The following is a 25,503-nucleotide window of genomic DNA, read 5'->3' on the forward strand; positions in this document are numbered from 1 at the left end:
CCTTCCTCGATCGTCCCGTCAGCGGGAGTTTTCCGGCGCCGCCACCTGGGCTCGGCCATCGGCGGTGCGCTCGCCCCGCTGATCGGCGACCGGCTGCCGCTCGGCACGTCCCGGGACTGACGCCCGCTCCCGCCCGGCCTCACGGTCCCGCGGCGCGGCGTCAGACCCTCGGGGGCTCGTCGTCACGCTGCAGGACGGCGCCTTCCACAACCGCTCCGGAAGGCGGCGGCCCGGCGGGCTCCTGCTCCTTCAGCGCCTTGGCCTCGCTCTTGAAGATCCGTGCCGCCTTGCCCGCGGACCGCGTCAGCTCGGGCAACTTCTTGATGCCGAGAACGACGACCACCACGAGGAGGATCAACGCCAGCTCACTCAGGCCGAACATCAGATCTGCGTCCTCTCCACGGACGGGGGCCGAACCAAGCAGCCGGCAGCCCCGCCGACGTCTACATTACTGTAGAAGTCTGACGCAGAGCATGATCGCCCAACAAGCCCGCCTTCCGGCCCGGATGGCCGGGAACACATGCTGGCCTCAGAAAGGCCAGAGCGCGCCAGCGGCAAGGGCGCAGCCTAGCGATGTGGTTACTTTCTGTATTCACTCGGGTGGGTTACGTGAGAGAGCGAAGGTGCGCGTGTGCGGGTGGCATGAGGGGAGGCGTTCGCACCCGTACGGGTGTGACCCGGAAGGAGGACCTCGTGTTCCGCCACTCGACACGTTCGTTCATCGTAGGTCTGTGCGCGCTGGCCGCGGCCGCGCCGACGTCACCGGCCCTGGCCGGGGGCCCACCATCGCCGGCGCCCCACACCGCCGCTCGGGCTCTGCACACGCAGACGCTGACCGACCTGACCGCCGCGATGAAGGGTGAGGCGTACGCCTACGCCGTCTACAACCTCTTCGCCGCCGAGGCCGACCGCCAGGGCCTGCCGACCGTCGGCCGGCTCTTCCGCAGCACGGCGCAGACCGAGCTGAACGAACACCTGCGCGAGGCTGCCGCCCTGGCCGGAACCGTCGGATCGAACGCAGCGAACCTGCGCCAGGCCATCAGCGGCGAGACCTACGAGCATCAGGTCATGTATCGCAGCTTCGCCGAGCAGGCCCGCACCGACGGTGACCTCGCAGCCGCGAAACTCTTCAGCGAGATCGCTGCGGACGAGGGGCGCCACCGCGACGCGTTCCGCACGGCCCTCACGGCCGTCACCACCGGCGGCAGCACCGTCCCGGCGCCCCCGAAGGCCGACGCGGTGCCGGTGCCCGCCGGACCGCCGAAGGTCAAGGCCGCCCGCACCAAAGCCAACCTGGACACCGCCCTGCATGGCGAGGCGCTCGCCCACGCCAAGTACATGCTCTTCGCCGCCCACGCCCAGCAGACCGGCAACACCGCGCTGGCCCGCCTGTGGGAGGGCACCGCCAAGGTCGAACTGCACGAGCACTTCGCAGGCGAAGCCGTCCTGGCCGGCCTGGTCCGCACCACGAAGACGAACCTGGGCAAGGCCATCACCGGTGAACACAACGAGGCGACCACCTTGTACCCGGCATTCGCCAAGCGGGCCACCGCCGTCGGTGACACCGCCGCCGCCCGCTATTTCCGTGACACCGCCGCGGACGAGGCCAGGCACGCCGCCGCCTTCCAGAAGGCACTCGAACAGCTGCACTGACCGCCCTGGACGCTGACCGGCCGCGCGCGTCACGCGAGGCAGTCCGGCCGGCCGACGCCTCACACAGGCCGGCCGGACCACCCCCCGTGCGGCCGCTGCCGCGTCACCGTCCGGCGCCGGACCGGCTCGTCGAGAAGCGGCCCTGCCACGCCGCCTTCGCACCCGAGTCACCGATCCGGTACACCTGGACGGCCGCGCCGACGGCCACGACCAGGGCGAGCACCAGCGCCACGACACGTACCAGACCAGAGGAAGCCAGCCGGGCCACGGCGGCAGCGTTGCCCCTGGCGGGACCGACGGCCTCGCCGCTGTGCTCTCGTTCCCGGCGGGGACCGGCGCGGCCGAGCAGCCAGACGGCGACCGTCATCACGAACAGGGCGATCACCCATGGAGTGAGACCCGGACCCATCTCGGCGTGTGCTTCCACCAGCGCACTTTCCTGCACCCGGTCTTCCAGCCACTCACCGGATTCGGTGGTCAGCACCACCAGGACAAGAGTGACCAGCCCGATTACCGGCAGTACCCAGCTGAGTCTGCGCGCCGCCGAAGACCACACCGCACAGACCACAAGCGCCAACGCCGTCAGCGGAACCAGCACCGCGGCGCCGTGAACGAAGAAAGGATGGCCGGGAAGGCCATTGATCAGCCCGACATCCACGCGGTCTCCTCACGCGAATACACCACGAACACACAAAGGGCAGTCACCGAGGTCGTTTCGACCATTCTGTGAACAACTACGTATGAGTGCAGGAGGTGTGCGCGCACATGGAGCAGTGCCCGTACCGACCGGGAACGAGCCCGGCCGGACGGGTTTCGGCACCGGCCGAATGGTGAGAGCTGGGTGTCCCCCGGCCCGGGAGCGCCGCCCGGGGCGGGCGTCGCTCCGTTCATCGGCCGGTGACGTCGAGGGTCGGTCGCGCGCGTGCCGGCCTCCGCACGGTACGAGCCTCCGGCGAGGTGGCCGGGGCATCTGCGCCCGCGCGGAGCCGGGAGGACGCGGACCCGGTCTCCGCGTGCAGGTCACGGTCCGCCGTCCCGGCCGGTGCCGGGTCCGTACCCGATACGGCCGGCCGGCCCGTCTGCCGTTCCCCGGAGCCGAACGGAGAAGGCTCGCGGCGCCTGCTCCCGGGGGGCACTTCCAGGACGGTTTTCCTGCGCCGCGGCAGCCGCCGGGCCGTCCGCCGCGACGAGACGCCGGTCGAATCCGTGGGCGGCGTTCACGACCAGCACGCACGACGCGCACCCAGCGGGCAGGAACAGCATGTCCGTGAAGGACACCGCATGCGGGGACGGCAAGAAGCCCAAGATGCGCATTCAGGCGAGGCAGTACAGCTCGACCCAGGGCACGTACATCCACAACGGACCGTGGCACAAGTACACCCAGCGCTGCGGGACCTACCAGGTGTGGAACGGCGTCTTCAGGGGCCAGGACCCGTTGCTGGGCATGCGGGTGCAGATCTGCAACGGCGGCCGTTGCAAGACCTCCTCCTCGATGTAGTCACAACAGTGACACGAGAGATGACCGACGCCGGCGAGATCCGTGACGGCTTCGTCCTCGTCCACGTCGTCATGGGCGTCGAAGGCGACCATGCCATCGCCGGACACCTCCACGAGGCGCACATCAGCACCCGCTTCGCCCGGGCCTGCGTCTCCTCGGTCACCTGATCGGTCCTGCGTCAGGCCCTCCACGCTCGGCCCCGGCACCGCCCTGCCTCTGGGCGCTGCCCGGGCCGAGTACTGTCCACGCCCTCGGACGGCCCGCAGGACGCTCCGGCCCGAGCGTGGTCCCCGGCGAGCGTTCTCCGCACGGTCTCCCGCGTCCGGCGCCGGTGGCGAGCTGTGCGGAGGCGGTGGCCGGGGCCCCGACGAGGGCGTCAGCAGCGCTTCCAGATGAGCCGGTAGGAGGCGCCCGGAACGTCGGTCGAACCCATGGTGACCACGCTGGCGCGGTCGTCCGCACCCGCGCTCACCTGCAGGGAGGTGTTGACGTTGAGATACCGCTGCGAGCCGCACGGTGCCCAGACCAGCCGGTCCTCCGGCACGCTGTCGGAGAAGGCCCAGTCGTCCTGGTACGGACCCGTCAGCGAGTGGGACTGAAAGACGTCGTCGGTCGTCCCCTGGAAGTAGTAGTCGGACTCGACGGTGGCCGTCGCGCCCGCGCGCAGCGAGGCGTGGCCGCGGTGGTCCAGCCCGAAGAGGGCGTAGGTGTAAGACGCCGGGGCCTTGACGTCCAGGACGAGTTGGCAGTTCTTCCGCGCGTCGGGCGATGCGGCACCGCCGCCGGCCTGGGCGGTGTAGGCGCTGTACTTCACCGTGAGCGTGGAGTTGTCGGGCGACACCGTGGCATCGGCCGTGCCCGCGGGGCATCCGGAGCCGTTGATCGTCTTGATGGCGATCTGGGCTCCCGCGGCCGGTGCGTCCGCGGTCGGCACGTCGGCGGACGCCGGCCCCGACTGGACCGTCAGCAACCCGACGCATAAGGCCACCAGTGCTCCGGTGGGTACGAGAAGTCGAGACATGGTTCTCCTATCGCAGTACGGCTGGTGGCTGAGTCCTACAGTCATGACGAGGAGCGCCCGCTCCACCTGCGCCGGAGCCGGTTCGGCCATCGGTGCGCGCACAGCGGCGGAGTCGACCGTACGGCGTCGGGCGACGTCGTCGTACGGCCATCAGCCGTGAATCGTGTGAACCCCGGGGTGGGAGCGCTCCCAATATAGGAGGAGCTTCCCCTCGGTGGAAGAGACGAACGCGATACAACCTCCGGGGCTACGACGGCCCCGTCATCTTCTTCGCGTTCCCGCAAGAGGGCGCACGGGAACGATCACTGACGACCGGGCAAACCGGCTTGCGGTGGAGCACCGTACGGGGGGGCAAGCCCTTGGTGGCGTCGCCGAGCGGGTCACCTCACGCGCCGGCAACCCCTGGCTGATCGGTCAGTTCAGAGTCTTGACGAAGTCGCCGGCCGCCCGGTTCGGTTCCTCCTTCTCAGCGCAGTTGCTCGGCCAGTCCGACGATGATCCCCTCCGGGCCGCGCAGGTAGCAGAGCAGATAGCTGTCCTGGAACCGCGCGATCTCGCCGACGAGTTCGGCGCCGTGAGGGCGCAGTCGGGCAACGGTGTCCTCGATGTCGTCGACGGCGAACATGACGCGGTGCGTGCCCGGAATGTTGTGCGGCCGGTTGCGCGGCCCGGCGCTGGTCACCGCGGGGCTGTGGTACTTCGCCAGCTCGAGCCGGCTGTGACCGTCCGGTGTCCGGACCATCGCGATGTCGCAGCGGACACCTTCGAGTCCGGTGCACTGGTCGGCGAAGAGGCCCTCGACCTCCCCCCTGCCCTCGAGCTCCATACCGAGTTCCACGAAGAACGCGATGGCGGCATCCATGTCCTCTACGACGATGCCGACGTTGTCCATCCGCTGGATCGCCATGCTGGTTTCTCCTTCTTCCTCGTGCGGCCGGTGGTCCCGCTGATGTCCATGGGACGAAGCCGTGACACGTTTTCGACATCCGCGAACCGCCGAAATCCGAGAGACCTGGATCGCGCCTCAGCACCGCTACAGCGGCCCCGTAGACTACTGGGTCGCTCACCGCTGCGGGCTGCCTGCAGTTGTGTGCGACACGTATGGCGCTGCCGCAGGCTATTGAGCGCTTGCGGCGGGACGGACGACGACGCGACGCTCCGGGCCGGCAGCTTGTCGTCTACCAGGCCGAACCCGGCAGCCCCAGCGCCGAGGCCCTGAACCTGCTCGGCTCCGCCCGCGCCACCCCGAACCAGGCCGCCCTTTAGGACCGCTGGCGCAATGCCGTCATACAGGACAAGTACCGGTTCGCCGTCGGCGCCGTCCCCGACCGGCTGACCGGCCTGGTCCGGACATGACCGGGCCGGCGCCGGAGGGACTTGTCTGCGGTCCCCCCGACGCCGGTGCCCCCGGCGGGTGGTCAGCGCCAGGTCTGGTTGCGGTTGTAGGAGCAGGCCAGCATGCGCAGACCGTACTCGCTGTCGTCGAGGCAGAGACCGGTGGCCTGGTTCTCGAAGCTCACCTGGTCGCCCCGCTTGTACACCCACCAGCTCTGCTGCTGGGACGAGTCGCATGACCGGGTGTCCGGGTGGGCACCGGCGGCGACACCACCGTAGATGCAGCGGCCGGTGGAGACGTTGCGGAACTGGCGGGTACCGTCCTCCTGCCAGACCCGCACGCTCCAGTTCTGGAAGTCGCTGCTGTTGCAGCCGAAGCCCCGGAAGCCGTACGGGAAGCTGTCGTCGAGGCAGCCGCCGGTCGCCATGTTGCCGTAGTGCTCGACCGCCGCAGCCGAAACGGGGCCCGCCGGGGCGACCCGGCTCCCGTCGGGCGACGGATCGCCGGCGCTGGCGACGCCGGCGACAGCCGTGCTCAGACAGGCGGCGGAGGCGAGGACGACGACCGCCCGGCGCAGCCGCCGCCCGGAGGTCAGGTTCTGCACGTTCATGACGTTGCCTTTCCTGTGATGCGGTTGCCGGCCCGTACCCCGTGGACTACGGGTACTCGCAGTACACGGGGCTGGAGTCGGTCTCGACCCGCACGCCGGGCACCGGCCCGTCGTTGGAGCCGCCGCTGACGTACACGGCGCTCACCCAGCCCAGCCAGCCCTGCGGCGTGATGATCTCGACCCAGTAGTGGTTGTAGTAGGAGCCGTCGGTGACGCGGTCGCCCCACCGCTGGCAGAACGCCTGCACGGTGACGTTGGTGAGCCGCTCCTGCGAGGCCAGTGCGCAGGTGGTGCTCGCGCACTGACGCACCCGCACCTGACTCGCCCAGATGTGGACGGGGGACGTCGTGACGTCGGCCTGCGCGGGAGCCGACATCAGACCCAGCACGGCGGTCAGGCCGAGCAGAGCGGCGCACAGCGCCCGCAAGGAGAACAGACGGGTCGTGGACTTCGAGGTCACAGCAAGTGCCCCTCTCGGTGTCGATGGACGGACGGTGACGTGTCGTCAGGGTGACGGCGTCCCCGAGTCCCTCGTATGAGCGTCCGCGCCGCCGTCCTGCGGGATCAGTGGCAGAAGGAGTCGGTGGACAGACCGGGCACCGGCTGGTCGTTGTCACCGCCACGCACGTACACCGCGCTGATCCAGCCGATCGGGCCGCCCGCGTTCACCTGCACCCACCAGTTGTTGCGGTAGGGGCCGTCCACCACCTCGGTGCCCTGGCGCTGGCAGAACGCCGTCACCCACCGCTTGCCGATCTGCGCGCCCTGGATCGGCGGGCAGGCCGCGGAGACCTCCGGGCAGTCCCGTACGTTCACACCGGTCGCCCAGACGTACACCTGGGTGTCCGACGTGGTCGCCCGAGCCGCCGTGCAGGGCAGCAGGGCCAGTGCCGCGGCCGTCGCGACGGCGCCGGCCGGGACCGCGCGCCGTAGTGAACGCGGTGCCGTGCGCAGGGGGTTCGTCATCGTCGTCTCCTTACTCGGTGACTCCTTGTCACAAGGCGGACGGGACACGATTCCGTCACGTATGAGTGACACTCGTACGCGGTCATACGAGGGGGGCGCCCGCCGCGTCCCCCAGATGCCCCGCACCCCGGGGCCGGGGCATCACCAAAACCGGCCAATGCCCGCTCGCGCCGAGACAGGGGCGGAAACGCTCCCGCTCATCGCTCGGCCGGAGCCTCGTGCCACCGGACCGCTCGAAACCGGACAGCGGCCCGGCGATCCGTGACTCCCGCACCCGGCCTGCGGATATCGTTGTCAGGCCTGACGCGCGGATCGATGCTTGCCGGGGAACGATGATCGAAGTGCGGCTGCTGGGGCCGGTCGAGGTGTGGGACGACGGGGCCCGAAGCCTGCCCCTGGGCGGATCAAGGCCCGTGGCGCTGCTGTCCGCGCTCGTCGTGCAGCTGGGTGAAGTCCTGTCCACCGCACGGCTGGTGGACCTCGTCTGGGAGGAACGCGCCCCCGCCACCGCGGGCGCGCTGGTCGCCTCGCACGTCGCCGCCGTCCGCCGCGCCCTGGCACCGGCCAGCGCCGCCTCCGCGATCCGCACCCGGGCCCCCGGCTACCTCGCCGACCTCACTCCCGACCAGGTCGACGCCCGCCGGTTCGAACGCCTGCTGTCGGCCGGACGGCGCGCCGCGGACGCGGGACACGACACCGAGGCGGTCGGCCTGCTCACCGACGCCCTCGCCCTGTGGCGCGGGCAGGACGCCCTGGAGGGCGTCACCCAGTCCTTCGCCCGGATCGAGGCGGCCCGGCTGAAGGAACTGCGGCTCATCGCGCAGGAGCACCTCTTCGCACTGCGGCTGAGGATGGGGCACGACGGCGAGGTCGTCGCCCCGCTGCTCTCCCACGTCGCCGCCCACCCGCTGCGCGAACGGCCGCGCGCCCAGCTGATGACCGCCCTGTTCCGGGTCGGCCGGGCGCCCGACGCGCTGCGGGTCTTCCAGGAGGGCCGCGACATACTCCGCGCCGACCTCGGCATCGACCCGGGATCAGAACTGCGCGCGCTCCACCTCGCCGTGCTGCGCAACGACCCCGCGCTCGCCGCCGGACACCCCAGGTCGGCCGAGGCCCTCGCACCCGGCGGCTCCGGCTCCGCGTCCGTCGACCCGCAGGTTCCCGCGCCCGCCGCTCTGGGCATCCCGGTGCCCGCGCCCCCGGCGGACCCGGCCGGCCCCGGCACGCCCGCGACCGATGGCCGCACGTTCCGCGCGCCCTCCCATCTCCCGCCGGACGTCGCCGACTTCGTCGGCCGGAGCCGCCAGGTCACCTGGGTCACCGCACTTCTCGACCAGGCTCGCGACCCTGCCAGGACCGCTCCGCCCCTCGCGGTCATCTCCGGCCGCCCCGGTATGGGCAAGACCGCGCTCGCCGTCCACGCAGCCCACCGCGCGGCGCACCTCTTCCCCGACGGCCGCCTCTTCCTCGACCTGCGCGCCTTTGACACCACCCCGCTGAGCACCGCCGACGCCCTCGCCCGGCTGCTGCGGGCGCTCGGGGTCGACCCCGAGCCCGCCTCCGGAACCGACGACCTGATCGGTCTCTACCGGACCCACCTCGCGGACCGCCGGATCCTGTTGGTCCTGGACAACGCTCCCCATGAGGCCCGGCTGCGGCCTCTGGTGCCCCCCGGCGCCGGTTCGGCCGTCCTGATCACCAGTCGGCGGCGGCTGAGCGCGCTGGAGGGCGCGGTCCGCCTGGACCTGTCGGTGCCCGACCCCGGCGAGGCACTGCGCCTGCTGACCACGGTCGCGTACCGCACCGGCACGCACCCGGAGCCGGGCGACCTCGCCGAGATCGTCGCGCTGTGCGGCCAGCTCCCGCTCGCCCTGCGGATCGCGGGCGCCCGGCTCGCCGCGCGGCCGCACTGGGGACCCGGACAACTCGTCGCACGGCTGCGCGACGAACGCCGCCGCCTCAACGAACTCCGGGCCGGGGACCTCGAGGTGCGCACCAGCCTCGAACTGGGCTATGCGGAACTGGACCCGCCCGAACGCCGGGCGCTGCGCCGCCTCGCGCTGATGGACCTGCCCGACTTCGCCGTCTGGATCGCCGCGCCGCTCCTCGACCTCGGCACCGAGGAGGCGGAGGAGGCCGTCGAACGGCTCGTCGACTGCCACCTCATCGAGGTGCTCGGCGCCGACGGCACCGGCGAGAACCGGTATCGGATCCACGACCTCGTCAGGGAACACGCCCGCGAGCGCTGCCTGGCCGAGGAAAGCCCCGCCGAACGCGAGTCCGCCGTCCGGCGGTTGGTCTCCTGGTGGCTCACGCTCGCCGACCGCGCGGCCGTCCGGGGACCCGGCGGGGTCTCCTGGCTGCTGCCGCAGTCCGACCCGGAGTGCCGCCTCGACCCCGAGGTCCGGGACCGGCTGCTGTCGCGGCCCGCCGCCTGGTTCGCCGCCGAACAGAACTGTCTGGTGGCGGCCGTTCACCACTGTGCCGCTCACGGCATGACCCGAGCGGCGCGCGAACTGGCGGGCGCCCTGATAGCGAGTTCCGCCGCTCTGTACAACCAGTTCGACGTCTGGGCGCAGACCCACAGCGTCGCCCTGGACGCGGTGCGCCGCGAAGGGGACGGCGAGGGCGAGGCGTGGCTCCTTGTCGGCCTCGGCCACCTCCGTTACGAGCAGGACAGGTTCGAGGAGGCGCACGCCTGCCTGGAGCGCGCGCGAGGGCTGTTCGACGAGCAGACGCCGACCACGGGCGGCGCCGGGGGGCCACCGGGCGACGCCGCGCGCGACGCGCTGCGGGGCAGCGCCACCGCCCTGGTCGGCATCGGCACCATCCGCCGCGAACAGGCCCGGTTCGGCGAGGCGTCCGAAGCGCTCGGCGCCGCCCTGGAGCGGTACACCGCGCTCGGAGACGACGCGGGTCTGGCCCGCACCCTGTACGGGATCGGCTACGTCCATCGCGAGCAGGGGCGCGACGACAAGGCCCGTCAGGCGCTGGCCCGGTCCCTGGAGCTGTTCCGGCGGGTCGGCGACCACCAGGGCGAAGGCCTCACCCTGCGCTCGATCGCCCTGTGCGACCGGGCGCGCGGCGCGCTGTCCGACGCCACCGCGCTGCTCGACGAGGCGCTGCGCATCTTCATCTGTCTCGGTGACTCCTTCGGCCTCATGTACGCCGAACAGGCTTTGGCCAAGGTCGAGTTGAGACAAGGCGTGCTCGACCGGGCGGACCAGCGGCTCGGCCGCTGCCTGAAGGTGGCCCGGGAGCGGCAGGACCGCTTCGGTGAGGCGCTGGTGCTGCGCACCCGGGGCGAGTGGCACCTCGCGGGGGGAGACCCGGACGGCGCGGAGGCCCCGCTGCGGGAAGCGCTCGCTCTCTGGGAACGGCTCGCCCTGCCGCTCTGGCGCGCCCGCACCCTGCGCGACCTGGCCGAGGTGCACGCGGCGCACGGCGACCACCCGGCCGCCGAGGAGGCCCGTCGTCAGGCGCACGCGGCGTTCCGGGCCCTCGGTGCCAGGGAGGCGTGGGAGGAACGCGGCTGAACGGTGCCGGGCGGGGGCTCTTGCGCGCAACGCTGTCCGGCCGGGCCGAGTCCCTGCCCTGCTCACCGGCACCGAGCTGTTTCGGGGTAGCGAACCGGGTGCTTGCAGAGCACCTGCAGAGGTTTTGCAGAGACGCCCGGGACCCTCGGTACGTGACCGACATCATCACCCTCTCCGACCCGCGCGTGGCGGCCGTTCCGCTGGACGAATGCACCGAACCGCTCGTCGACATCCGGCACATGCCGGACCTGCTGCTCGACGACCGGAAGGCCGACGGCCTCGGTGCCTACGCCCGGACCCGGACCGGCGTCCTCGGCAGGCTTCTCCAGGCACAGCGCGCGCTCCCTGCGAGGACGCGGTTCCTGGTGGTCGAGGGGTACCGGCCGCCGGCGCTCCAACGCGCCTACTTCGAGGCGTACTCGGCGACCCTGCGGGCCGCACACCCCGAGGCGTCCCCGGCCCGGATCCGGGAACTGGCCAGCGCCTACATCTCGCCGCCCGAGGTCGCCCCGCACGTCAGCGGAGGTGCGATCGACCTGACCCTGTGCACCATGGACGGCACCGAACTGCCGCTGGGCACCGAGGTCAACGCGACCCCGGAGGAGAGCGACCACGCGTGCCGTACGGACGCGCCGAACATCGGCGCCACCGCTCGTGCCCACCGTGCGGTCATGCGGCGGGCGCTGACGTCCGCGGGATTCGTCAACTACCCCACGGAGTGGTGGCACTGGTCCTACGGGGACCGGTACTGGGCGCTGCTGTCCGGGCAGCGGGCGGCCCGCTACGGTCCCGTGGCACTGCCGGACGGCACGGGGACCTCCGCCGCACCGGCCTGAGCCGGCCCGTCCGCACCGAGGCGGTCCGCATCCAGGCGGTCCGCACCGGACTCGTCCGCACAGCGGCCGGCGCATCGGGCTCCGGCCGGACACAGCAACAGCCCGCGTCCACCCGACCAGTGGCGCCGCGGGCCCATGGGGGAAACGTTCGATGAGCATCACCGAGCCCTGCGACACCGTCATCGACCGTCCGCTCGACGGCATGAACTCGGCCGAGTTCGACGCGGTCTTCACCGAGGTCATGCCCCGGCTGCGCCGGCGGCTGCTGACCCTGACCGGAAACCCGCACGATGCGGACGACCTGCTCCAGGACACCTACATGCGGCTCTCCCGCCGGGCCAGGGAGCGCACCCTCGCCGCCCCGCAGCATCCGTACGCCTACGCCTCGGCCACCGCGCTGAACCTGCTGCGGGACGCCTGGCAGCGGCCGTCCCGCCGGGAGACGGTCACCGACCGGCTCCCCGAACCCGGCTGGGACGGCGGAGTCGAGCGCTGCGAGGCCCGGTGCGCGGCGCTGGCGCTGCTGTCGCTGCTGTCGCCGAAGGAGGCCGCCGCGGTGATCCTGGTCGACCTGGAGGGGCTCAGCCACGACGCGGCGGCTGAGCGCCTGGGCGCGCACCGGGGGACCGTACAGCGCAACCGGATGCGTGGCCTCGCCAGGATGCGGGCCGCACTGTCCGACCACCGGGGCCGCTGACGGGGAGCGAGAGGAAGTGGGGGCGGAGCCACGCGGCCCCGCCCCCGCTCCGTACGCCGACTCAGCACGTCGCGTCGGCCGGCAGCCCGGCGTACTCGTCTCCCTTCAGGTAGACCGCGCTGGCCCAGCCTTCGGTGAAGCCGATCCACACATCGTTGGTGTAGCCGTGGTCCCGGACGGTCTCGCCGCGTGTCCAGCAGAGAGCGTCAAAACGGGTCTCCCCCGCCCGGATCTTGTCGAAGGCCCGGGACGACGTGGTGGGCGCACTGCGGATGTTGACGGTCTCGTACGCCGTGACGCTGTAGGGGCCCAGCGCGCGTCCGTTCCTCGCGGCGACCGATGCGCCGGCCCCGCTCACGCCGCTCATGCCGGGGCAGTCCGGGACGTCGGGCAGCCGGTTGTCCGGATAGGCGACGTAGTAACTGGCCATCCACCCCGTCGTCGTACCGCTGTTGATCATCAGCCAGTACGGGTTCCCGCCCACGACCTGCCCGGGGCCCTGGCAGTAGACGTAGAACGGCGTGCTCGGCTGGAGGCGTTCGCGCACGTCGGGGCAGTTGGCGACGGACGGGTGGCGTCCGCAGGTGTTCGGATCGGCCTCGCTGACCCGGACGTTCACGTCGGTGGCCCAGGTGTGGTGGTACCGGTCGGCCGCGGCCGTGGGGGCCGTCCGGGCTCCGGCGGTCGGGGCGGTGGCCAGCAGGACGGCCGCGGTGGCGACGGCGACGGCGGCAGGGGCGGTGAAGGAGCGGCGGAGGGAAGCGAAGCGGGGCACGGCGGTCTCCTGGCGTGGGGGGCGGGACACGGACGGGTCAGACACAGCTGTCGGGGCCCGGGATGCCGGGAACGGGCTGGTTGTCGTCGCCACCGCGCACATACACGGCGCTGACCCAGCCGACCTGGCCCCGGGCGGCGACCTCGACCCAGTAGGCGTTCTGGTACGGCCCGTCGACGACGCGGTCGGCGAGGACCTGACAGTAGGCGGCGACATACTCGCGTCCCAGGCGCACGCCGGTGGGCCGGCACGCGTCGGACACCCGCGGGCAGGGGCGCAGATTCACGCCGGTCGCCCAGACGTACACCTCGTAGGCGGCCGGGGCGGCGGGACGAGATCCAGCGGCACGCTCTGGAGATCGTCGACCGCGACGGACTGGGCGGCCTGACCATGCGCGCGCTGGCGACCGCGCTGCGCACCGGGCCGATGACGCTCTACAACTACGTGTCCGGACGGGAGGAACTGGAGGAACTGGTAGTCAGCGCAGTGGCCGCGCGGGTCGCGACACCGGAGCCCACCGGCGACTGGCCCGCCGACGTGCGCGCCGTCGCCACCGCCCTGTGGCGGACCGTCCGCGAACACCCGGCGGCCGTCCCTCTCGTCCTGACCCGTCGTACGTCCTCGCCCGCCGCCCTCGCCCCCGCCGAGGCGCTGGCCGCCGCCCTTGCTCGGAGCGGACTGGACGGTCCCGACCTGCTGGCCGCCTTCAGGACCGTCATGGCGTTCGTCATGGGCGTCGCCCAAGCCGAACTAGCCGGCCTCCTGACCCGCGGCAACGCCTCACAGGCCGCAGGGCGCGTCGCCGACCTCGCCGGGAACGAACTGCCCACCCTCGCCCGACTGGCGGGCCTGGGGGTCCGGTTCGCCGATGAGGAGTTCGCTCGGGGCCTGGAGTTCGTGCTCGCCGGTCTCCGGACCGCGGCAGCCGACTCCATTCCGTGAGCGTGAGGCGAGCGACACGCCGCGGGCCGCGCGGCTCTGTCACCGACGACTCCAAGGTGCCGAGATGGCGACGAGCTTGGCGGAGTAACGACACCTGGGGCCAAGGGGCGGTCCTGCTCGCATCGACGGTGACGACGACCCGCTCCCTGTGAGCCCGTTCCGGCAGACGGAAGCTGCTCAGCGCAGTACGGCCGACAACAGGTCGGTGCCCAAGGCCGCCAGATCGGGCACATTGAGGGTGTACCGGACGTACCGACCGTGCCGTCGAGCTGCGAGCAGGCCTGCTCGGCGCAGGACGGCGAGGTGGCGGGACACCTCCGGGGGTGAGAGTTCCCAGAAGTGGGCCAGCTCGCTGGTGGTGTGCGGGCCGCGGGCCAAGGTGCGCAGCAGCCGCAGCCGTACCGGATGGGCCAGTGCCTGCAGCCGGAGGGTGACCGCTTCCAGGGAAACCGGCTCGGCGGGACTCGGCTCGGCGACGGGGTACTGCACCACCGGGGGCGTTCGCGTACTGGTCCATGTAGGACCAATGCTCTTCCCGCAGTCCGTAGCGCAGTGGCAGGGAGGCGGGCCGGTCGCGGTGGTAGCAGAGGAACTCCATGCCTGAATATCTCTTCAAGGAGGTGGCCAGGTCGAGCGGGTTTCACCGCGAGGGCTGCCCGGCGGTCTGTGAGCCGAGTGGTCTCAGCGCAGCCGACGCACGCGCAGCACCCTGTCCTCGGTGTGGTGCGCGCCGGCACCACCTTCGGGTGCCAAGCGTGGCCTTTGCTCGTCCACTTCTATCTCCCAGTCGTCGTCGAGGAGATCGGCGACCATCGACGGCCAGACGTAGTCATCCGGGTCGAAGCCGCTGTCGTGCGTCTGCTGGGTGTCCATCCCCGCGTGGTGTACGAACAGCAGCACTCCCCCGGGCGCGACGGCCGCGAGCAGCGTCCGCTCGGCCGCAGCGTCGGGGGTGCGCAGCAAGGCCGGGTACTGCGCGGAAACCAGGTCGAAGGAGGCCGGCGGGAGCACCGCCTCGGTGAGTGCGGCGTGTACCCAGTGGATCGCGAGCCCGGCGTCCCGCGCGTGCCCGGCCGCCCGCTCCAGCGCCACGCCCGAGACCTCGAGCGCGGTCACGTCCCAGCCGCCGCGCGCGAGCCAGACCGCGTCCGCGCCCTCGCCGCAGCCGACGTCGAGAACCCGGCCGGGCGTGAGCCCGGCAAGCTCGGCCACGAGGACACCATTGGGCTTCCCGCTCCACAACTGTTGCCGCTCGGCGTACCGCCTGTCCCACTCCGCGCGCACCGCGGGGTCTCCCAGGTATCCGTCGCCAGGCGATGAAAGGCCGGACGCGGGCGATCCTGCTGCGATGTTGTCGGTCACGGGACCACCGTCGCCCCCCGCGTCCCGGTCTGCCACTCCTGTTGCCGTTCCGGCAACAGGAGCCGAAAGAGCGTCGCACTGGACGTCATGGAGGCGAACCGGCCGCGGCTGCGCAGGCGGACCTCGTCGGTCGGTCTTCGACGGCAACCGGCCAGAAATCCCTGGCACGGGACCGCCGGATGCCCGCAAGCATCACCACCTCCCTCGCCCAGGGCCGGCGCGTGGCGGTGACCGGCGGCGGCTTCATCCGCGAAGTACCTGACGGGCAAGGGGATCGCGAGGATGAGACGCCCCCCGATGTGGACATGAGTGCCGTCCGTTCGACCCGCGGGCCAGCCGTCTCGCGTTCGCGTCGAGGCACTGCCCGATACCCGCCCATCACCGCGCGCATCCGCCCACCCACGCAGCCGGTACAGGGAAATCCGCCATGGCTGCACCCCCCGCGGGACACACGGCGGCCGGATCGAATCAGTGGCGGAGCGGGTTCCCTGAGGTCAGGGACCAGGTCTGGTGCCATGGCCGGGGCACAGGGCACCGGGTGACTGGAATCGCCGGGCGTCATCGGCCCGCCGGCGGGTCCTCGCGCACCTGGGGTCCGAGGGAGGGCAGGGTCAGCTGCCACCAGTCGGTCAGGCGGTCGGTGATGACGGCCGCGTCTTCGAGGGCCTCGGTCAGGACGCACAGGCCGAAGAACGCACGCACCAGAGTCCGGGCCGTGCGGGCGGGGCGGACATGCGGGTGCAGGTGGCCGGCGAGCCGGGCCCGCGCGAGCAGCCGCGTGGCGGCGGCCGTCCACAGGGCGAAGGGGTCGGGGAGGGGAGCGTTGATGGTGGCGCGCTCGGACCACAGGCGGGCACCGGCACGCGTCACCGGGTCCTCGGCGAGCGCACGGGCGATGTCGTAGCTGAGGGCGACAAGTCGCTCGACCGGGGGGACCGCCTCGTCCGTGTAGCGGGGGGCGAGCTGCGACCAGGCGGCGAAGCGGTCCTGGACGACGGCGACGGCGATCGCCTCCTTGCCGGCGTAGTGGAAGTAGACGGCGCCGCTGGTCCGGCCCGACCGGGCGCTTATGTCGTTGACGCTGGTGCCCGCGAAACCCTGTTCGGCGAAGAGCTGGGCAGCGGCTTCCAGTAGTGATCTGCGGGTTGTCTTCGCCCGTTCCTGCAACGCCCCGTCCGCCCTCGCTCGATTTTTCCGCCGGCCACGAATTTAATGCGCCAGCGTGCGCCTGGGGTAAAGGCGGTCACACTCACGCGGTAATTACGCAATTCTTTCGAAAGGGAACGCGTGCGAGTGGTAATGGGCGCGGCTCGCCCCAGGTGTCGAGTCACCCCGGTACATACGTCAACTGACTTGCCCACCAGCAGTATTGACGAATCCGATCGTCAACCGTCCGCTGCCCGCCGCCGCACGGCCATACGCCCGAATCCCGGCACAGTCGAGTCACTAAATCGAGTTATTGCACGAATTGACAGACAAGAAATAACGTAGCCATCACTATCTTTCCGTTTCCCGTGGATAGCCGGAAATGCCGCCTGTCGTGCGTGCGGATGCATAGGAGGCCCCTGTGACCACCACGGCCCACGATCTGCTCGACTGGTCACCCGAAGCCGTCATCTTCGACTGTGACGGCACCCTGATGGACAGCGAACGCCACTGGCAGGAAGCCCGCAACCGCGCCTTCCGGGAGTACGCGCTCCAGCCACCGCCCGGTTTCGCCGACAAGGCCACGGGCCTGCACTACGAGGACTGCGGCCGGCTGATGGCGCGGTCGGTGCACAAGCCCGAGCTGGCGGAGGGCCTGACGGCCGCGCTCCTCGACCACTTCCTTGCACTCGTCACCGACGACCCGGCGACGATGCCGGGCGCGGTCCAGCTCGTCCGGCTGCTCTCCGTCCGACTGCCGTTGGCGGTGGCCAGCAACTGCCCGAGGGTGGTGGTGGAAGGGAGCCTGGAACGGGCCGGCCTGCGCGAGCACTTCCAGCACATCGTCGTCCCCGACACCGGGGACGGCATGCGTCCCAAGCCGCACCCGGACGTCTATGCCGTGGCGGCCCGGCTCTGTGGTGTCCGCCCGGACCGAGCACTGGCTGTCGAGGACTCCCTGACCGGTGTGAAAGCGGCCCGCCGCGCCGGACTACGGGTCCTGGGCGTCGGTCCCCGGCCCCAGGGCGACGGCGCCGCCCGAGCCGATCTGTGGCTACCAGCGCTGCACGCTCCCGAACTGGTGACCTGGGCCCACTCCTGCGCCATCCGGAGGCCACTGCCGGAATCCTGAATGGCCGATTCCAAGGGATCGGCTGCGCGCATCAGGCGAGGAAGCCCAAAGTGCGGTTGCTACGCCAGTCTTGAAATCCCCGGCCACCGCACTGTACATGAACACCGTCGACCTGCTGGAGGCGTCACGGCACGCAGACAGCCCGTCCTGCGCTCGCTGACCGCCTACAGTCACTAACCCTGAGGACCGATCATCTGGTGGGACGGTGCCAGGGTGCGCACGACGTCGAACTCATTGCCCTCGGGATCGGCCATGACCACCCAGCTCCGGCCGGGGCCCTGGCCCACGTCCACCTTGGCGGCGCCGAGGCGGAGCAGCCTGGCCACCTCGTCGTCGGTACTGCCGTCGATCGGGCTCACGTCGAGGTGGAGCCGGTTCTTCACGGTCTTGCCCTCGGGCACCTGGATGAACACCAGAGTGGGCGGCATCTGGCGGGCCCGGACCTCCTCGACGGTCGGCACCCAGGAGCCGATCTCGACCTTGCCCTCGCTGCGGTCGATCACCTTGAAGCCCAGGACCGCGCACCAGAAGGCCGCAAGCCGCTCCGGATCGTGGCAGTCGACAACCAACTCAGTGAACCTACTGGTCATAACTCCCCCAGACAGTAAGGACGGAGGCCAAGCCTATGGGGCCGCGCCGTCCGTCCGGCAAGTACGGGATCACTACGACCACCCATCCTTGGAATCGATCATCCAGGCGGTCCTCCAGGCGTCGATCCGTACCGTCGGACCACTCCCCGCGGTCACCGTGACCGCGGACATCACCGACGGCCGGCTCCACTGGGTCGTGGACCAGCACCCCGAGCGGCTGCGAGGGCCGCACGGGCGCGGCGCTTGTCCCGACAGCGCCCGACGCATCGCCGGCCTTCTCCGGGCAGTCCGAGGGAGGCGTCGGCCGGCGGGTCACCGACTACCACATCCTGGTCGACGAGCTGTATGAAACGACACACCAGCTGCGCCAGTTCGTGGAGGCCCGTCTGCGGACCGGCGGGGCGTCGATCGCCCGTCTGCGCGCCCTGCGCATGCTCGCTCGGGCGGAGGAACCCCTGCGGATGCGGGACCTGAGCGAGATGACCGGCGTCGCGGCCCGCACCACGACCACGATCGTCGACAGCCTGGAACGCGACGGCCTGGTGGAGCGGGTACGTCATCCGCACGACCGCCGGGCGTATCTGCCGCGCCTGACGGACAAGGGGCTGATGTGCCACCGCGAAGCCGAAGCGCTGGACCGACGCGCGCTCGCGGAAGCCACCGCCACGCTCAGCGCCGACGAGCGCACGCAATTGCGGACCCTGCTCGCCCGCCTCCACGCAGCCACGTCCTGAAAGCCGCACTCCCGACAGCCGCACTCCTGACCGGTCGCCTCCCGACCGGCAGCATGAGCACGACGCGGCACTCGGGAAGCTTCGGGCCGTGCCGGATGTTGATCTCCACGACGCCGCTTCCGGCGACTTGATCACCCGAAGCTCCTCGGTGTCTTCCAGAAGGGCAACAAGAGTTCATGTTCCAGCGCATTTTGGTCGCCGTCGATCCCAGCCCCGCCCGCTATTCCGCCCTGCGCCTCGCCGGAGAGATGGCTCAATTGTCCGGCGCCGAGGTCCGCGTTCTCCATGTCGTCGCCTCCGCCGCCTCGCTGGCGACGGTCGTGCCGCTCGAAGACGACGCCGACGCCAGGGCCGTCCTCGACGAGGCCGTGGCGATCCTGCGTGACCGGGGCGTCAAGGCCGAGGGTGTCCTGGCCAGAGGCCTCACCACGCAGATCGCCACCACGATTTCCGAGTCGGCTCAGGCATTCGAGGCCGACCTGATCGTCCTGAGTCCTCATCACCGTGGTTTCGTCGAGGCGTTCTTCAGCCCGCGCGTCAGTGACGCCGTGGCCCACACGAGCCGGACGGCGCTTCTGCTGGCCCCCGAGGAAGCACCCACGACCTGATCATCACGGGCGAGCGGCGGCCGGACCCGTTGCGGGGACGCTGCCGCCGCCCCCTTCCCTGCGCCGGCGAGCTCCGTCCCCGCGCTACCGGATGACGGGGGGGCGCGGCAAGGCGACGACCCGCCGGGGAGTGCCCGGCGGGTCGGGGACGGCGCGTCATGCCGTGATCAGTACGTCACCTCGCCGTTGCCGCCGTCGAAGACGACGTCGGAGCAAGAGTAGAAGTTCTCCTGACTGTCCGAGCGGATCCAGTGGATGAACAGCTCATGCTGGCCCGTCTTGCCGCTCGGCAGCGTGAGGTTCCAGTAGTAGTGGCCTCCGTCCGAGCCGGCACCGCCGGACTGCGGCGGGTTGGTGACGGACTGGATGAGCGTGAGGTCGTCCCAGGCCAGGAGCTTCGTCGGGGACCAGCCGTTGTTGGTGATGTAGACGTTGAACTTGCCCGGGTGGGCGGCCCAGTTGCTGTACTGCACCTGGACGGTCGAGCCCGCGGTCAGGTGCGTCTTGGGCCAGTCGGTGCGGGCCGCGTTGTACGAGGTGAAGTTGAACGGGCCGGTGTGGCCGCCGCTGCAGATCTCCCCGTCCGGGATGAAGCCCTTGGTCCGCCCGCCGCCGTTGGACTCCAGGACGGCGAACCAGTTGTACAGCGGCGTGGTACCGGTCGCCTTGACCGCGTCGGCACAGGCCGGGTTGGCCGGCATCTGGGTGCTGCTGTGGGCGACCAGGTCCTTGTAGCACAGGTAGGTGCGCGAGCCGGGGACCATGGCGACGCCGTGGGCCGACGCGGGGGAAGGCAGCGAGCTCAGGACAAGAGCGAGCAGCACCGCTCCCAGCAGGCTGAGCAAGCGCGGCGCGGGCATCGGCGACCTGCGCCGACTGGTACGTGGAATGTTCATGTGGGGGGCTCCTCTGAGGTCATCCGACCGCGGCGGGGACGACAGGCACCGGGCAAGCGCCGGTCGCACACCGGTCGGACAGCGGACCGGTGGCAGCCGGCAGGGCCGCGAGCGGCCCGTTGGCGGGTGGTGCGACCGTGCGTGGCAGGCTCCCGTCGTCGGCGCACAACGGCCTGGGGGCCGACCGGAGCTGTGCGCTGGGAGCGCTCCCACCTATTGGTATAGCGCTTACTGGTGGGGCCGTAAACGCCTTGCGCCGACATTCCTGCGCGGGGGTGACCCGGTGCGGTTCCAGTCGCATTATTGGCATGGACTCGACCGGCGGGGTGCGGGGACCGCGAGGTCGGGCCAGTCGACGTGCCGGTCATCGGGTCCGGCAGCAGGGAGGTCACCGTGATCACCGCACCTCTCGCACGACGCGCCGGCCGGCGATTACTCACCACGGCGGCGTCGGGCGTACTGCTGCTCGCCTCGTCGTTCCTCTGCGGCCTGTCGTCCCCGGCCGCTGCCGTGCCGGCGTCCGCGGCATCGGTCGGCCATAACACCGTTGCGGACTCGTCGGACTACACCGGCAACGCCACGCACTTCGACGGCCTCGGCTCGCCGTACGGCGGGTGCGGAGTACCCCAGGCGAATCTGGAGTCGCAGAACTTCGCGGCGCTCAACGTGTGGAACACGCCGGGCGACTACACCGGGCAGCCCACCGCGCGGCCCGTCCCGTCCGGTGACGCCGGCAGGACGGGGCTGTTCGACAACGGCCACGACTGCGGCCGCTACGGGTGACGATCGGGGACACTACTGCACCGGCACCAACGACGGTGCGGCGGGCCAGGCGTTCTGCCGGAACGGCAACTGGACGTCGGACAAGTGCAACGGCGCGACCCTGGACATGCTGGTCGCCGACAGCTGTATCGGTAAGTGGGGCTATCAGGACCTGCGGAATGCTCGAGGCGAGAGCGTCCGCCAACTGCCCGGCTGAGACGGGTCCTGGAAGCAAGGGATCGGTATCCTCCGCCGGGATACCGCCTGGATGTTCCTGGTCTTGCCTGCGTGCATCCTTATGGGAGCCGCCCGGCGGGGAACTCGCCGCCCGCAGGTCACAGGGCGCGGCGGTCATGGCCGAAGAGTACGGGCGGTGGGTGCGGGAGACCCTGCTCAAAGCGTTGCGTGACGTGTTCGGAAGCGCGGGCTCCGGGCTGCCCGGACAGGCGCTCGTCGCCGGGGGCACCCCGGGGCCTCAACTGGTGCGCCTCGCCGACCGGGAGGACGACCTCCTCGTGGTCGGCGCCGGACCGGGTGGCCGGCCGCAAGCGCGTGTTGGTCGCCCTGTCCGGCGGCCCCGAGGGCGACACCCTCATCCGGCGCGCCAAACGAACCGCCTCACGCGGGGCGGGCGGCGAGTTCCTCGCCGTCCATGTCGAACGCGGCGACGGGCTCGTCACCGCATCCCCCAAGCTCCTGGCACGACAGCGGGCCCTGGTCGACGAACTCGGCGGCAGCTTTCACACAGTGACCGGGGACGACACCGCCTGGGCCGTTCTGGGCTTCGCACGTGAGGTCAATGCCACCCAGATCGTCATCGGAGCCACCCGGCGCAGCCGCCTGAAGGAGCTGTTCTCCCGAGGCGTGGGCGAGTCCATCATCGAAGGCTCCGGTGATGACATCGACGTCTATGTGGTGACCCACTCCGAAGCTGCGCACGGCCGGTTCCTGCACCGCCGCACACGTTCGTCCGGAGCCGATGACGCCGTGCGGTGACCGGAGGCGGTGGGCCAGGTTCCGGCATCTTCTCGACGCCGTGCGCGGGGACGGTGGAGGTGGCTGGTTGCCGTGGGTGCGGCTCGGGTCCGGTTGTCCGGGCCGGCCGTCCTTCCGACCTCGTGCGTCACCTTTCGAAGCGATACCCCATCCCGGGCTCCGTGATGAAGTGCTTGGGATGCGACGGGTCAGCCTCCAGCTTGCGGCGCAGTTGTGCCATGTAGATCCGGAGGTAGTTCGTCTCCTTTCCGTACGCCGGCCCCCAGACCTCCTGCAGCAACTGCTTCTGGCTGACCAGGCGGCCGGTATTGCGCACGAGCACCTCCAGCAGATGCCACTCGGTCGGCGTGAGCCGTACGTCCTCACCGCCGCGGTTGACCTTCTTGGCGGCCAGGTCGACGGTGAACCCGGCGGTCTCCACGACGACGTCGTCCTCGCCGCCGCTGGTGGGCTCGGCGCGGCGGATGGCTGCCCGCAGGCGGGCGAGTAGCTCGTCCATGCCGAAGGGCTTGGTGACGTAGTCGTCGGCGCCCGCGTCGAGCGCCTCGACCTTCTCGTCGGAGGTGTGCCGGGCGGACAGCACGAGGATCGGCACACGGGTCCAGCCGCGCAGGCCCTTGATCACGTCGACGCCGTCCATGTCGGGCAGGCCCAGGTCGAGGAGAACCACGTCGGGGTGGCGGGCTGCGGCGAGCTGGAGTGCGGTGGCGCCGTCGTGCGCCGTGTCGACCTGGTACTTGCGCGCTTTCAGGTTGATCACAAGGGCGCGCACGATCTGTGGCTCGTCCTCGATTACGAGCACCCGGGTCATGGAGTTTGCCTCTCGGTTTGTACGGGGTGTTCCGGCCGTGCGGTCCCTGCGGGCACGGGCTGGGGAAGCTCGGTGCTCGATCCTCCCGCACGGAGGGTGAGGACCATGGTGAGGCCGCCGCCGGGGGTGTCCTCGGCGGTGAGGGTACCGCCCATGGCTTCGGCGAAGCCGCGGGCGACCGCGAGGCCGAGGCCGACTCCGTTGCCGCGCGGGGCGTCGCCGTAGCGCTGGAAGGGCGCGAAGATACGGTCCTTGGCCTCGTCGGGGACACCTGGACCGCGGTCCACCACCCGGACCTCCACACGGTCGCCCAGGGCGCTGGCCGAGACCAGGACCGGCTCGCCCGCGGGGCTGTACTTGACGGCGTTCTCGACGACGTTGGCGACGACCCGCTCCAGCAGGCCCTTGTCCGTGGCGACCATGGGCAGGCTCTCCGGTACATCCAGGACGACCGCCGACTCGGGGTCCGGGATGCCGCCCATCGCCATGGGGACGACCTCGTCCAGGTCGATCTCACGGATCAGTGGGGTGACGGTGCCCGTCTGCAGGCGCGACATGTCGAGGAGGTTGCCCACCAGGTGGTCGAGTCGGTCGGCACCCTCCTCGATCGAGGCAAGGAGTTCTGCCTGGTCCTCCTCGGACCACTCCACGTCGTCCGAGCGCAAGGACGTCACCGATGCCTTGATACCGGCGAGCGGGGTGCGCAGGTCGTGGCTGACGGCGGCCAGCAGCGCGGTGCGGATACGGTTGCCCTCGGCCAGCTCCTTGGCCTGGTCGGCCTCCTGCTGCAGGCGCTGGCGGTCCAGGACCACGGCGGCCTGGGCGGCGAAGGCGGCCAGCACCCGGCGGTCGGAGGCGGGCAGCACCCGCCCGGACAGCGCGAGCGCCATGTGGTCGCCCACGGGCATGTCGACGTCCGCGTCCTCGGGGCACTGAGCGGGACGTGGCCCCACACTGCCCGCACAGGTCCAGGGGGCGACGTCGCTCCGCCTCTCCAGCAGGGCCGCCGACTCCATGCCGAAGGTCTCCCGAACGCGCTCCAGCAGAGCCTCCAGGCTGGTCTCGCCGCGCAGCACGCTGCCGGCCAGGTAGGAGAGGATCTCCGACTCGGCACGCAGCCTGGCCGCCTGATGGGTGCGCCGGGCCGCCAGGTCCACCACCGACGCCACCGACACCGCGACGCCGACGAAGATTGCGATGGCGACGATGTTCTTCGGGTCGGCGATCGTGAGCGTGTGGAAGGGTGGGGTGAAGAACCAGTTCAGCAGCGCGGAGCCCACCACGGCCGAGGCCAGTGCCGGGTACAGGCCGCCGAGCAGGGCCGCCGCCACCGTCAGCGTCAGGAACAGCAGCATGTCGTTGACCAGACCGGCGTCGGGCCCGACGGTGAGCAGTACGGGCCCCACGACGCCGACGAGCCAGCCCGCGACGATCCGCGCCCGGCCCAGCCGGGCGCCCCGCGCCACCGGCAGCCCGCGCCCCTTGCCCGCCTCGTCATGCGTGATCAGATGCACGTCCAGGTCGGGGCCCGAGTCCCGAGCCACCGTCGCGCCCACCCCAGGCCCGAACACGTACTGCCAGCTCTTGCGGCGCGAGACCCCCAGCACGATCTGGGTGGCGTTCACCCCGCGCGCGAAGTCCAGCAGCGCCGCCGGGACGTCCTCACCCACCACGTGGTGGAAAGTGCCGCCCAGGTCCTCCACCAGAGTGCGCTGGACGGCCAGCTCCCTGGGTGAGGCCGAAGTCAGCCCGTCGCTGCGGGCGATGTAGACGGCCAGCACCTCACCGCCCGCGCCCTTCTCCGCCAGCCGGGCCGCCCGCCGGATCAGCGTGCGGCCCTCAGGACCGCCGGTCAGACCGACCACGATGCGCTCCCGCGAGCCCCAGATCTTCGACACCCGGTGCTCGCTGCGGTACTCCGTCAGGTACTCGTCGACCCGGTCGGCCACCCACAGCAGCGCCAGTTCCCGCAGGGCGGTGAGATTGCCGGGACGGAAGTAGTTGGACAGCGCCGCATCCACCTTGTCCGGCTGGTAGATGTTGCCGTGCGCCATCCGCCGCCGCAGCGCCTGCGGGGACATGTCGACCAGCTCTATCTGGTCCGCCCTGCGCACCACCTCGTCCGGCACGGTCTCACGCTGCCGCACGCCCGTGATCGACTCCACCACATCACCGAGGGACTCCAGGTGCTGGATGTTCACCGTCGATATCACGTCGATCCCGGCCGCCAGCAGTTCCTCGACGTCCTGCCAGCGCTTGGTGTTGCGCGATCCGGGCACGTTGGTGTGGGCGAGCTCGTCCACCAGCGCCACCTGCGGATGCCGCGCCAGGACCGCGTCGACGTCCATCTCGGTGAAGACCGCGTCGCGGTACTCAAGCTCCCGGTGCGGGACCTCCTCCAGACCGTGCAGCATGACCTCGGTGCGCGGCCGCTTGTGGTGCTCCACGAAGGCCACCACGCAGTCGGTGCCGCGCTCGATCCGGCGGTGTGCCTCGGACAGCATCGCGTACGTCTTGCCGACGCCCGGTGCCGCACCGAGGTAGATCCTGAGCTTCCCGCGTGCCATTGTTCTCGTCTCTGCTCTCGTCAGCTTTC

Annotated in this window: 26 protein-coding genes and 4 pseudogenes; 13 read left to right on the top strand and 17 right to left on the bottom strand. The window is 71.1% G+C overall.

The window, feature by feature from the left end; genetic code table 11:
- Positions 1-160: 160 nt before the first annotated feature.
- Positions 161-382, bottom strand: coding sequence for a twin-arginine translocase TatA/TatE family subunit (locus ABZX30_RS21385; RefSeq protein WP_355935564.1), 222 nt, complete (start codon positions 380-382; stop codon positions 161-163).
- 311 nt (positions 383-693) lie between these two features.
- On the opposite strand from ABZX30_RS21385, the gene ABZX30_RS21390 reads away from it, so the two are divergent.
- Positions 694-1,653, top strand: coding sequence for a ferritin family protein (locus tag ABZX30_RS21390; RefSeq protein WP_355935565.1), 960 nt, complete (start codon positions 694-696; stop codon positions 1,651-1,653).
- A gap of 103 nt (positions 1,654-1,756) precedes the next feature.
- Here the strand turns inward: ABZX30_RS21390 and ABZX30_RS21395 are convergent, their stop codons facing one another.
- A complete protein-coding gene (locus ABZX30_RS21395; protein WP_355935567.1) occupies positions 1,757-2,311 on the bottom strand; it encodes a DUF2231 domain-containing protein in 555 nt (184 codons plus the stop codon).
- A gap of 603 nt (positions 2,312-2,914) precedes the next feature.
- Here ABZX30_RS21395 and ABZX30_RS21400 point away from each other — a divergent pair.
- Together ABZX30_RS21400 and ABZX30_RS21405 are read left to right on the top strand one after the other, a co-directional pair.
- Positions 2,915-3,151, top strand: a complete 237-nt coding sequence (locus tag ABZX30_RS21400; RefSeq protein WP_355935569.1) for a hypothetical protein — start codon at positions 2,915-2,917, stop codon at positions 3,149-3,151.
- Between the two features lie 20 nt (positions 3,152-3,171).
- Positions 3,172-3,318 carry a hypothetical protein gene (locus tag ABZX30_RS21405; protein ID WP_355935570.1) on the top strand — a complete coding sequence of 49 codons (147 nt, stop codon included), beginning with the start codon at positions 3,172-3,174 and terminating at the stop codon, positions 3,316-3,318.
- A 209-nt stretch (positions 3,319-3,527) separates the two neighbouring features.
- On the opposite strand, the gene ABZX30_RS21410 is transcribed toward ABZX30_RS21405, so the two are convergent.
- Entirely contained in the window at positions 3,528-4,172 is a 645-nt protein-coding gene (locus ABZX30_RS21410) for a DUF4360 domain-containing protein (RefSeq protein ID WP_355935572.1), read from the bottom strand.
- A 466-nt stretch (positions 4,173-4,638) separates the two neighbouring features.
- On the bottom strand, positions 4,639-5,079 hold the full coding sequence (locus tag ABZX30_RS21415) for a VOC family protein (RefSeq protein WP_355935573.1): 441 nt from the start codon (positions 5,077-5,079) through the stop codon (positions 4,639-4,641).
- A 242-nt stretch (positions 5,080-5,321) separates the two neighbouring features.
- Between ABZX30_RS21415 and ABZX30_RS21420 the strand changes: the two are divergent.
- Positions 5,322-5,438 (top strand): annotated as a pseudogene (locus ABZX30_RS21420) (transcriptional regulator); the annotation flags it as partial.
- Between the two features lie 152 nt (positions 5,439-5,590).
- Here the strand turns inward: ABZX30_RS21420 and ABZX30_RS21425 are convergent.
- The 3 genes from ABZX30_RS21425 to ABZX30_RS21435 form a co-directional block, all read right to left on the bottom strand.
- Entirely contained in the window at positions 5,591-6,118 is a 528-nt protein-coding gene (locus ABZX30_RS21425) for an RICIN domain-containing protein (protein ID WP_355935574.1), read from the bottom strand.
- Between the two features lie 46 nt (positions 6,119-6,164).
- The gene (locus ABZX30_RS21430) at positions 6,165-6,578 is read right to left on the bottom strand and encodes a hypothetical protein (protein WP_355935575.1); all 414 of its coding nucleotides are present in this window, start codon (positions 6,576-6,578) and stop codon (positions 6,165-6,167) included.
- A 104-nt stretch (positions 6,579-6,682) separates the two neighbouring features.
- Entirely contained in the window at positions 6,683-7,084 is a 402-nt protein-coding gene (locus ABZX30_RS21435; protein ID WP_355935576.1) for a peptidase M23, read from the bottom strand.
- A 332-nt stretch (positions 7,085-7,416) separates the two neighbouring features.
- On the opposite strand from ABZX30_RS21435, the gene ABZX30_RS21440 reads away from it, so the two are divergent.
- The 3 genes from ABZX30_RS21440 (at position 7,417) to ABZX30_RS21450 (ending at position 12,153) form a co-directional block, all read left to right on the top strand.
- Complete coding sequence (locus ABZX30_RS21440; RefSeq protein WP_355935577.1) at positions 7,417-10,620, top strand: BTAD domain-containing putative transcriptional regulator; 3,204 nt, start codon at positions 7,417-7,419, stop codon at positions 10,618-10,620.
- A 152-nt stretch (positions 10,621-10,772) separates the two neighbouring features.
- Complete coding sequence (locus ABZX30_RS21445; protein WP_355935579.1) at positions 10,773-11,456, top strand: M15 family metallopeptidase; 684 nt, start codon at positions 10,773-10,775, stop codon at positions 11,454-11,456.
- Positions 11,457-11,607: 151 nt separating this feature from the next.
- The gene (locus tag ABZX30_RS21450; RefSeq protein WP_355935581.1) at positions 11,608-12,153 is read left to right on the top strand and encodes a sigma-70 family RNA polymerase sigma factor; all 546 of its coding nucleotides are present in this window, start codon (positions 11,608-11,610) and stop codon (positions 12,151-12,153) included.
- 61 nt (positions 12,154-12,214) lie between these two features.
- Here the strand turns inward: ABZX30_RS21450 and ABZX30_RS21455 are convergent, their stop codons facing one another.
- Positions 12,215-12,928, bottom strand: coding sequence for an SH3 domain-containing protein (locus ABZX30_RS21455; RefSeq protein WP_355935583.1), 714 nt, complete (start codon positions 12,926-12,928; stop codon positions 12,215-12,217).
- Between the two features lie 37 nt (positions 12,929-12,965).
- Positions 12,966-13,190, bottom strand: a complete 225-nt coding sequence (locus tag ABZX30_RS21460; RefSeq protein WP_355935584.1) for a hypothetical protein — start codon at positions 13,188-13,190, stop codon at positions 12,966-12,968.
- A gap of 128 nt (positions 13,191-13,318) precedes the next feature.
- On the opposite strand from ABZX30_RS21460, the gene ABZX30_RS21465 reads away from it, so the two are divergent.
- Complete coding sequence (locus tag ABZX30_RS21465; RefSeq protein ID WP_355935586.1) at positions 13,319-13,870, top strand: TetR/AcrR family transcriptional regulator C-terminal domain-containing protein; 552 nt, start codon at positions 13,319-13,321, stop codon at positions 13,868-13,870.
- A gap of 177 nt (positions 13,871-14,047) precedes the next feature.
- Here the strand turns inward: ABZX30_RS21465 and ABZX30_RS21470 are convergent.
- The 4 genes and pseudogenes from ABZX30_RS21470 to ABZX30_RS21485 all read right to left on the bottom strand — a co-directional run.
- Positions 14,048-14,365 (bottom strand): annotated as a pseudogene (locus ABZX30_RS21470) (metalloregulator ArsR/SmtB family transcription factor); the annotation flags it as partial.
- A 7-nt stretch (positions 14,366-14,372) separates the two neighbouring features.
- Positions 14,373-14,468, bottom strand: a pseudogene (locus ABZX30_RS21475) (YciI family protein); the annotation flags it as partial.
- An 83-nt stretch (positions 14,469-14,551) separates the two neighbouring features.
- Positions 14,552-15,232, bottom strand: a complete 681-nt coding sequence (locus tag ABZX30_RS21480; RefSeq protein WP_355935588.1) for a class I SAM-dependent methyltransferase — start codon at positions 15,230-15,232, stop codon at positions 14,552-14,554.
- Positions 15,233-15,790: 558 nt separating this feature from the next.
- Positions 15,791-16,399: a ScbR family autoregulator-binding transcription factor gene (locus tag ABZX30_RS21485; RefSeq protein ID WP_355935590.1), complete on the bottom strand. Its 609-nt coding sequence runs from the start codon at positions 16,397-16,399 to the stop codon at positions 15,791-15,793.
- A gap of 400 nt (positions 16,400-16,799) precedes the next feature.
- Between ABZX30_RS21485 and ABZX30_RS21490 the strand changes: the two genes are divergently transcribed.
- Complete coding sequence (locus ABZX30_RS21490; protein WP_355935592.1) at positions 16,800-17,510, top strand: HAD family phosphatase; 711 nt, start codon at positions 16,800-16,802, stop codon at positions 17,508-17,510.
- 173 nt (positions 17,511-17,683) lie between these two features.
- On the opposite strand, the gene ABZX30_RS21495 is transcribed toward ABZX30_RS21490, so the two are convergent.
- On the bottom strand, positions 17,684-18,100 hold the full coding sequence (locus ABZX30_RS21495; protein ID WP_355935593.1) for a VOC family protein: 417 nt from the start codon (positions 18,098-18,100) through the stop codon (positions 17,684-17,686).
- 374 nt (positions 18,101-18,474) lie between these two features.
- Between ABZX30_RS21495 and ABZX30_RS21500 the strand changes: the two genes are divergently transcribed.
- Together ABZX30_RS21500 and ABZX30_RS21505 are read left to right on the top strand one after the other, a co-directional pair.
- The gene (locus ABZX30_RS21500; protein WP_355935595.1) at positions 18,475-18,834 is read left to right on the top strand and encodes a MarR family transcriptional regulator; all 360 of its coding nucleotides are present in this window, start codon (positions 18,475-18,477) and stop codon (positions 18,832-18,834) included.
- A 176-nt stretch (positions 18,835-19,010) separates the two neighbouring features.
- Positions 19,011-19,442 (top strand): universal stress protein, encoded by a 432-nt coding sequence (locus ABZX30_RS21505; RefSeq protein ID WP_355935597.1) that lies wholly within the window; start codon positions 19,011-19,013, stop codon positions 19,440-19,442.
- 173 nt (positions 19,443-19,615) lie between these two features.
- Here the strand turns inward: ABZX30_RS21505 and ABZX30_RS21510 are convergent.
- Positions 19,616-20,302: pseudogene (locus ABZX30_RS21510) on the bottom strand (lytic polysaccharide monooxygenase); the annotation flags it as partial.
- Positions 20,303-20,731: 429 nt separating this feature from the next.
- Between ABZX30_RS21510 and ABZX30_RS21515 the strand changes: the two are divergent.
- Positions 20,732-21,121 carry a hypothetical protein gene (locus tag ABZX30_RS21515; protein WP_355935599.1) on the top strand — a complete coding sequence of 130 codons (390 nt, stop codon included), beginning with the start codon at positions 20,732-20,734 and terminating at the stop codon, positions 21,119-21,121.
- 513 nt (positions 21,122-21,634) lie between these two features.
- Complete coding sequence (locus ABZX30_RS21520; RefSeq protein ID WP_355935601.1) at positions 21,635-22,096, top strand: universal stress protein; 462 nt, start codon at positions 21,635-21,637, stop codon at positions 22,094-22,096.
- A gap of 127 nt (positions 22,097-22,223) precedes the next feature.
- On the opposite strand, the gene ABZX30_RS21525 is transcribed toward ABZX30_RS21520, so the two are convergent.
- On the bottom strand, positions 22,224-22,907 hold the full coding sequence (locus ABZX30_RS21525) for a response regulator (protein WP_355935602.1): 684 nt from the start codon (positions 22,905-22,907) through the stop codon (positions 22,224-22,226).
- Entirely contained in the window at positions 22,904-25,474 is a 2,571-nt protein-coding gene (locus ABZX30_RS21530) for a sensor histidine kinase KdpD (protein WP_355935604.1), read from the bottom strand. The genes ABZX30_RS21525 and ABZX30_RS21530 overlap by 4 nt, the downstream gene beginning before the upstream one ends.
- Positions 25,475-25,503 lie beyond the last annotated feature (29 nt).

It is taken from the genome of Streptomyces sp. NPDC004542, assembly GCF_040610035.1.
Classification (GTDB): Bacteria; Actinomycetota; Actinomycetes; order Streptomycetales; family Streptomycetaceae; genus Streptomyces.